Raw genomic sequence first — 8,060 nt, 5'->3', positions numbered from 1 at the left:
AGGCGCAGGTGGCGGTCGCGCGCGAACAGGCCGGCGCCGCGCGAGCGTCGATCGGCGCGCGCGAGGCGCAGGTGCGCCAGGCGAACGTCACGCTCGGCGATCTCCGGCTGGTCGCGCCCGTGTCGGGGCAGGTCGTCAACCGGCAAGTGAACGTCGGCTCCTATGTGGCGCCCGGCACGCAGCTGATGGCGATCGTGCCCGACCGGATGTGGATCACCGCCAATTTCAAGGAAACGCAGCTGACGCTGGTCAAGATCGGCCAGCCGGTCGACATCAAGATCGATGCCTATCCCGACGTCACCTTCCATGGCCATGTCGACTCCGTGCAGCGCGGCGCCGGCCAAGCCTTCGCGCTGCTGCCGCCGCAAAACGCGACGGGCAATTACGTCAAGGTGGTGCAGCGCGTGCCGGTGCGCATCGAGTTCGATCGGCGTCAGGGCGATCCCGATCCGCTGCGTTATCCGATCGGACCCGGCATGTCCGCGGTGCCGACCGTGAAGGTGCGCTGATGGCCTCGGCGGCGGCGACCGGCGGAGGCTGGAACAAGAGCCGGTCGGTCGCGGGCAGGTACAGCCCGTGGCTGATCGTCGCGATCATCTCCATCCCGACCTTCATGGAGGTGCTCGACACCTCCATCGCCAACGTCGCGTTGCAGTACATCGCCGGCGGCCTGTCGATCTCGTCCGACGAGGCGACCTGGACGCTGACCAGCTACCTCGTCGCCAACGCGATCGTCATCCCGATCAGCGGCTGGCTGTCCGACACGATCGGGCGCAAGCGCTATTTCATCATTTCCATCATCCTGTTCACCAGCGCCTCGTTCGTCTGCGGGATCGCGCCCAATCTGCAGGTGCTGGTGCTCGCGCGGATCGCGCAGGGGATCGGGGGCGGCGGGCTGGCGCCGGTCGAGCAATCGATGCTGGCCGACACCTTTCCGCCGAGTCAGCGCGCCATGGCCTTCGCCGCCTTTGCCATCGTCGTGGTGGTCGGGCCGGTGCTCGGGCCGACGCTGGGCGGGTTCATCACCGAGCATTCTTCCTGGCACTGGGTGTTCCTGATCAACGTGCCCGTGGGCATCGCGGCCGTGTTCCTGGTCGAGTTGTTCGTCGACGAGCCGGAGCAGGTCAAAAAGGACCGCGACGCCAAGACCAAGCGCGGCGTGCGGATCGACTGGGTCGGCATCCTGCTGATCGCGGGCGGGCTCGGTTGCCTGGAGATCACGGCCGATCGGGGCGAACGCGCCGAATGGTTCGCCAGCCCGTTGATCGTGACCACGACGATCGTCGCGGTCCTGTCGCTCATCGCGCTGGTTGTGTGGGAACTGGGTCAGCGCGATCCGGTGGTGGACGTGCGGCTGTTCAAGAACCGCAACTTTTCCATGACGCTGATCGTGATGATGATGACCGGCCTGGTGCTGTTCGGCACCACGCAACTGATCCCGCAGATGCTGCAACAGGTGCTGGGCTACAGCGCGCTGGATGCTGGGCTGGCGATGACGGTGGGTGGGATTGCCACGCTGGTGGCGGTGCCGATCGCGGGCGTGCTGAGCAGCCGCATGGACGTGCGCATCCTGCTGGTCAGCGCGTTTTGCATGCAGGTGGCCGCACTCTGGTATCTGGCGCACCTCAACGCCAACATCACCTTCTGGCAGGCATCGACGGCGCGGCTGATCTCGGCGGCGGGGCTGCCGTTCCTGTTCGTGCCGATCAATGCCGTCGCCTATGAGGGACTCAAGCAGACGGACACCGCGCAGGCGTCCAGCCTGCTCAACGTGTTCCGCAACCTGGGCGGCACGCTGGGCATCTCGACCGCGCAGACGCTGCTCGCGCATCAGCAGCAGATCCACCAGTCGCGCCTCGTTGAAAGCGCGCAGCCGCTCAACCCGGCCTATAACGACTATCTCGGGAGCGCCGGTCAGGCGCTGGGCGGGCAGGGCGGGGGAATGGGCGGCGACGGCAGCAGCCCGGCGCTCGGTGCGCTGTATGGAACGGTGACGCAGCAAGCGTCGATGGAGGCGTTCATCAGTGTCTTCTGGGTATTGATGTGGCTGGTGATCGTGGTGACGCCGCTGGTCTTCCTGATGCGCAAGAGTTCGAGCGGCGGCGGGCCGGGAGGGGCACATTGATGCGCAAGGCTTGCTTGATCGCGGCGGGGCTGCTCGCCGGTTGCACCGTCGGACCGAACTATCGCCCGCCCGACGCGGCCGTGCCCGCCGCGTTCGGCGCGTCGACGGATGCCGGTGCGATCGACCTTGCCAGGCCCTGGACGGCGTTCGGCGATCCGGTGCTCACCGGCCTGATCGAGCGCGCGTTGCGCGATAATCTGGACATCCTATCCGCCGCCGCGCGCGTGCGCGAAGCACGCTATCAGGAGATCGTCGCGCGGTCGGCCGGCAAGCCGATGATCAACGCCGACGCCAGCCTGACCTATCTGCGGTTCAGCAAGAACGCCGGCATCTCGCAGCTGGCGCAGTCGTTCGGCGGCGGGGGCACCAGTGGGGGCGCGGGTTCCACGTCGGGCGGCGGCGTGGCGTTACCTGGCGGCGGCATCAAGACCTTCGCGCTGGGGTTCGACGCCAGTTGGGAGCTGGACCTGTTCGGTGGCGACCGGCGGCAGGTGGAGGGCGCGGTCGCGCGGACGGAGGCGAGCATCTGGGACGCGCGCGACGCGGCGACGATGATCGCCGCCGAGGTGGCGCAGGCCTATTGGTCGTTGCGGCTCGACCAGGCGCAGGTCGCGATCGTGACGGACGAGGTCGCGCGCCAGCGGCGGTCGCTGAGCATCGCGGAGAACCAGGCGAAGGTCGGCCTGGTGCCCAATGCCGATCTGACGCAGCAGCGTACCGTCGTGTCGAGCACCGAAGCTCGCGCGGAGCCGATCCGCGCCGACCTCGATTTGCGCGCGCACCAGCTGGCGACGCTGCTGGGTCAGGCGCCGCCCGCGCTCAATGCCGAGCTGTCGGCGCCCGCGCCAGCGCTTCAGCCCGCGCCCGCCGTGCCCGCCGGTCTGCCATCCGACCTGTTGCGCCGCCGCCCCGACGTGCGCGCGGCGGAGCGCAACCTCGCGGCCTCGACCGCGGACATCGGCGTCGCGGTCGCGGACCTCTATCCCAGGTTCAACCTCACCGGCATGGCGCAGCTGATCTCCACCGCATTGGGCAATCTGTTCTCGACCGACAGTCTCCAGGTGAACGGCACGAGCGCGCTGCAATTCCCGATCCTCGACTGGGGCCGCCGCCGGGGCACGATCAAGATCCGCGAGGCGCAACGCGACGAGGCGTATCTGGATTACAAGTCGACGGTGTTGCAGGCGCTCAAGGACGTGGAGGACGCGCTGGTGCAGCTGGCGGCCGAACGACGGCGGCACGACACGCTGGCGCGCGCGGTGAACGATGCGCTGGTCACCGCGCAGGCGCGCGAGGCGCAGTATCGGACGGGGTTCGTGGCGCAGAACAGTCTGCTAGATGCGCAGTCCCAGGTGCTGAGCGCACGGGAGCAATTGGCAGCGAGCGACGCGCAGCTACGGCAACAGACGGTGGCGGTGATGAAGGCATTGGGCGGCGGCTGGGAGGCCGCTGATCTGGCGAGCCTGGAAGCGAGATCGGCGCGGGGTAGCCAATGAGGCCCGGGTCGGATCGAGACCGGCGCTCAGCGACGGAGCGACCGGCCCGGGCCAAGTGTCAATTTACCAGGGCTTGGTCTGCTCGAACAGCCAGCCGTCGAAGCAATCCGACATCAGTTTTCTCCCTTGATGCGCCTACGTTGGACGCATTTATACGTTAACCATGTTTTTGATCTGCCGCAAGATCGATCCCGGCTTGGCAAGCATGATGGGTTAACGGGAAATTAGGGCTTGGGCGGTAAAGCTAGCAAGGCATGCGCGATATTCGGCCTTTCATCCGTCCAGGCGACACCGCCGACTCGGCCGCGGGACACGACGCACTGGTGCTCGTGCGCCTTGCGAACCTGTCAGGCCTTCGTCGTCTGCTTGGTCTGGCCCGGACGAATCTGCTCACCCATGAGCTTGCCGAGCGGGTCGTCGCCGCGTTGCCCGATGCGACGGTGAGCACGGCGGCCCGCGATCTGATCGAAGCACGGCTGACGCTGGACGGGTCAGCCACGATTGGCATGCTGATCGAGCGGGTCAGGCTCGCGTGTCATCTGCCGGCGCGCGATGACGACCCGGCGATCGACGTGCGGATCGGCGCCGCCTTCCGGCTCCCCGGCGACGAGCTGGCGTTGCTCGAAGCGGCGGAAGCCAGTCTGGCCGGCGCGTCCGCCGCGCACATCGAGCAGTCGCCGACGATCGCCGACGATCTTCCCGGGGCGATCGCGGGCAACGAGCTCTTGTTGCACTATCAACCCAAGTTGCACCTGCGTCGGCAGGAGATCGTCAGCGTGGAGGCGCTGGTCCGATGGCGGCACCCGCGCCATGGCCTGATCCCGCCAAGCGAGTTCATCCCCGCCGCCGAGACGTCACACGCGATCGAGGCGCTGACGTTGTGGACGCTGCGCCAGGTCGTGACCGATCAGCGCGTGCTCGCCCGCCACGGTCGGATGTTCCCCATGTTCGTCAACATCACCGGTAGCCTCTTGTCCAACGCGGGCTTCATCGACGAGGTGGCCGCGCTGGTGACCAACAGCGGCGCCCGGCTCGGGATCGAGATCACCGAGACGAGCGTGATCCGCGAGCCGGACGTGGCGATTCGCCATCTGCAGCAGCTCGCCGCGATCGGTGTCAGCATCGCCATCGACGATTACGGCGCGGGCCTGTCCAGCCTCGCCTATCTCAAGCAGCTGCCCGCCAGCGAGCTTAAGATCGACAAGCTCTTCGTCACCCAGCTCTCCTCATCCCATCGCGATCCGCTGATCGTCCGATCGACGATCGACCTCGCCCATGCGTTGGAGATGGAAGTCGTGGCCGAGGGGGTGGAGACACCGGCCGCGCTGGCGCTGCTGTCCGTCATGGGCTGCGACATGGCGCAGGGTTTTCTTATCAGCCGCCCGCTCGCGCTGGAGGCATTGCTGACCTTCTTGCGCGAGGACAAGCATCGTGAACTGGTCCGCCGCGCGCGAACACCGGCGGAACAGCTGATCGCGGTAAGGTCGCGCGCGTGAGATGGTGGATCGCGGTCGCGTTGCTCACGCTCGCGCCGACCTTCCCGGCTTCGGCGCACGTGCCATCGAACAACGTCGAGCTTACCATCGCGCAAGCGAAGGCGTTGATGTTGGCAAACCCGGCCGCCGCCGCGCGGCTTGCGCGTGATGGCGCCGTCAAGGCCAGGACGATACCCGATCCGAACCTTCGCCGCCGGGCGCTCACGACCTCGCTCTGGCTGGAGGCGGAAGCGCTGGGTCGCTCGGGTGACCCGATTCGAGCAGCCATCCCGCTTGCCGAAGCGCGCGTGTTGGCTGGCGCGTTACTTGGCGAGCTGGAGCTGCAAGGTGAGATCTTGCTGACCAGCGGCAGCATTCATGGCGCCCGCGGCGAGGTGGCGACCGCGCTGACCGATTACCTCAAGGCACACCGCCTCTTCAAACAGTCCAAGGATCAACGCAAGCAAGCGGTCTCGTTGGTTTGCCTGGCGATGCTCTATGACGATGCCCAGGACTATCCGACGGCGCTGCGCTACCTTGGTGAGGCGCTTGATGCCTATCCGACCGACCCGGGTCTGACATTGTCGATCTGGAACAGCAGGGGCATCGCCCTTCGCGAGCAGGGCCGGTATGCTGATGCGGCAACCTCATTTCGACAGGCGATCGCGGCCGCTCGGCGTGTCGGTAGCGTCACGGCTCAGGCGCAGTTCCTGCGCAATCTCGCTCGCAACGAGTTGAAGGCGAAGCAGATGCGTCAAGCGGATGCAGCCATCGCCGCCGCTGCAGCCTTGAAGGGAACGACGCAGGACGACTCTCGCCAGCTTGATGCGGTGGCGGCGCAGGCGGCACTACAACATGGCCGACTACACGACGCGCAACAATTTGTTGACCGCGCCTTCCGCGACATCGATCTTGCCACGACTGATCTGCTAATGCGCGATTCCCACGCGACCGCCATCGCGGTCTATCGTGCGCTCGGCCGGTCCGACGATGCCCTGGCGCACGCAGACGCGCTCAAGCGGCTCGACGACAAAGCGACGCGACTCGCGACCGAAACCAGCACCGCATTGATGGCGGCGCGGTTCGACTCAGCCAATCAGGAAGCCAAGATCGCTCAGTTGCGCGACGCCGAGCGACTACGTCAGGCCCGCGAGGCGTTGCAGCGCGCGCGGACCGAGCGGCTGTTCTGGCTGGGTGGCAGTGGCGCTGCCGCCGCCATCATCCTCCTGCTGCTCGTTGGCCTCGTGACGCTGCGCCGCAGCCGCGATCAGGTCCGCGCCGTCAATGACGATCTCGCCGTCACCAACGACGCGCTCGGCAAGGCGCTCGCCGCCAAGACCGAGTTCCTGGCGACCACCAGCCACGAGATCCGCACGCCCCTGAACGGCATCCTCGGCATGACGCAGGTGATGCTGGCCGATACGGGCCTGTCCGCGCCGACCCGCGAGCGGTTGGGCGTGGTCCAGGGCGCGGGGCTGACGATGCGCGCGCTGGTCGACGACATCCTCGATGTCGCCAAGATGGAGACTGGCCATCTGACGCTGGAACGCGCGCCGTTCGACGTCGCGAGCACGTTGCGTGACGCGGCGCGGCTGTGGGCGGAGCAGGCGCGGGCCAAGGGTTTGCGCTTCGTCGTCGATGTCGAGCGCTGCCCGCCGCTCGTCGACGGCGATGCGGCGCGGGTGCGCCAGATCGCGTTCAATCTCCTGTCGAATGCGGTCAAGTTCACCGACAACGGTTCGATCACGCTGACCGCCGAAGCCGCGGACGATGGTATCCGGATCGCGGTCGCCGACACGGGCATCGGCATCGCCGCCGACAAGCACGAGGCGGTGTTCGAATCGTTCCGGCAGGCCGACGCCAGCACCACGCGCGAGTTCGGCGGCACCGGGTTGGGGCTCGCGATCGTCCGGCGGCTCGCGCGCGCGATGGGAGGCGACGTGGCGCTGGCGAGCACGCCCGGCATCGGCACCATCTTCACCGCCACCCTGCCGCTGCCGGCGGTCGCGTCGGCGGCCGTCGCGTGCGCGTCCGCCAGCGGCGACACGCTGCTGGTGCTCGAACGCAATCCGATCACGCGCGCGATGCTGCGCGCCTTGCTGCAGCCTCACATCGCGGCGGTCGCGTTCGCCGGCACGATCGCGGAGGCGCTTGCTTGCGTCGAGGCCGGCACGGTGACGCATGTCCTGATCGACGAGGCGACCGCGCGCGCGGCCGGCGACGGCCTCCGCTTCATGAAAGAGATCAAGGCACTGGCCGGGTCCGCGCCCGTGATGCTGCTCCGGTCACCTGCGTCGGAGGCCGAGCGCGTTGCGGTGTTCGCGACCGGAGTCGATCGCCTGATCGTCAAGCCGGTGACCGGCGCATCGCTCGTCGCCGCGCTGTTTGGTCGCAGCGAGGACGCGGATCACGCAACGGTGCTTGTGTCCCGGGCGGCATAGGCAGATAACATGGCGGCAATGATCGAGCCCAATTCCCTGTCGTCGTCCCGTCACTCGCGATCATGAACGTCCTTTTTATCGAGGACGATCGCATGAACCGCCGCGTGGTGCGCGACATGCTCAATGTGGCCGGCGCGACGATGACGGAAGCGGAGGACGCGCCGACCGGCCTCCAGTTGATCGACGAGCACCGGTTCGACATGGTCCTGGTCGACCTGCGCATGCCGGGCATGGATGGCATTACCGCGATCGGTCACATCCGCGCGCGGCCCGACGACAAGGCGCGGGTGCCGGTCATCGTGGTCACCGCCGACACCGCGCCCGACCTGCGCGAGCGCTGCCTGGCGGCGGGCGCGGACGACGTGATCTTCAAGCCGGTGGCGATGGACGCGCTGTTCGATGCGATGGGACGGCTGCTGGCGCGTGACGCCGGTGGGACGGTGATCGCCTAGCCGCGGGGCTTCAGCGCGGCGGCGAGCGAGGCGGTGGCGCTGCCCCGGCGCGCGGGCGCGGGTTGCGACGG

General features: G+C 67.7%; 6 protein-coding genes. All 6 read left to right on the top strand.

All coding sequences use genetic code 11. The features are described 5' to 3' along the window. On the top strand, positions 1-509 hold a 509-nt coding region (locus HUU95_RS03670), incomplete at its 5' end, for an HlyD family secretion protein (protein ID WP_174278863.1). Continuing rightward, positions 509-2,125, top strand: a complete 1,617-nt coding sequence (locus tag HUU95_RS03665) for a DHA2 family efflux MFS transporter permease subunit (RefSeq protein ID WP_174278862.1) — start codon at positions 509-511, stop codon at positions 2,123-2,125. The genes HUU95_RS03670 and HUU95_RS03665, both read left to right, overlap by 1 nt. Next, positions 2,125-3,621: an efflux transporter outer membrane subunit gene (locus HUU95_RS03660; protein WP_174278861.1), complete on the top strand. Its 1,497-nt coding sequence runs from the start codon at positions 2,125-2,127 to the stop codon at positions 3,619-3,621. Before HUU95_RS03665 ends, HUU95_RS03660 begins: the two co-directional genes overlap by 1 nt. A gap of 323 nt (positions 3,622-3,944) precedes the next feature. Continuing rightward, positions 3,945-5,117: an EAL domain-containing protein gene (locus tag HUU95_RS03655; protein ID WP_254602599.1), complete on the top strand. Its 1,173-nt coding sequence runs from the start codon at positions 3,945-3,947 to the stop codon at positions 5,115-5,117. Next, positions 5,114-7,537: an ATP-binding protein gene (locus tag HUU95_RS03650; RefSeq protein WP_174278859.1), complete on the top strand. Its 2,424-nt coding sequence runs from the start codon at positions 5,114-5,116 to the stop codon at positions 7,535-7,537. Before HUU95_RS03655 ends, HUU95_RS03650 begins: the two co-directional genes overlap by 4 nt. Before the next feature lie 62 nt (positions 7,538-7,599). Then, positions 7,600-7,989, top strand: coding sequence for a response regulator (locus HUU95_RS03645; RefSeq protein ID WP_174278858.1), 390 nt, complete (start codon positions 7,600-7,602; stop codon positions 7,987-7,989). Positions 7,990-8,060: the final 71 nt, after the last annotated feature.

The organism is Sphingomonas bacterium (genome assembly GCF_903643065.1).
GTDB lineage: Bacteria > Pseudomonadota > Alphaproteobacteria > Sphingomonadales > Sphingomonadaceae > Sphingomonas.
Note: the sequence above shows the minus strand (reverse complement) of the source record. Positions and strands in the feature narration are given on the sequence as shown.

Bases quoted from the DNA above. Each gene is read 5' to 3' on its own strand.
- HUU95_RS03665 (WP_174278862.1), top strand. From the start codon at position 509: ATGGCCTCGGCGGCGGCGACCGGCGGAGGCTGGAACAAGAGCCGGTCG.
- HUU95_RS03660 (WP_174278861.1), top strand. From the start codon at position 2,125: ATGCGCAAGGCTTGCTTGATCGCGGCGGGGCTGCTCGCCGGTTGCACC.
- HUU95_RS03645 (WP_174278858.1), top strand. From the start codon at position 7,600: ATGAACGTCCTTTTTATCGAGGACGATCGCATGAACCGCCGCGTGGTG.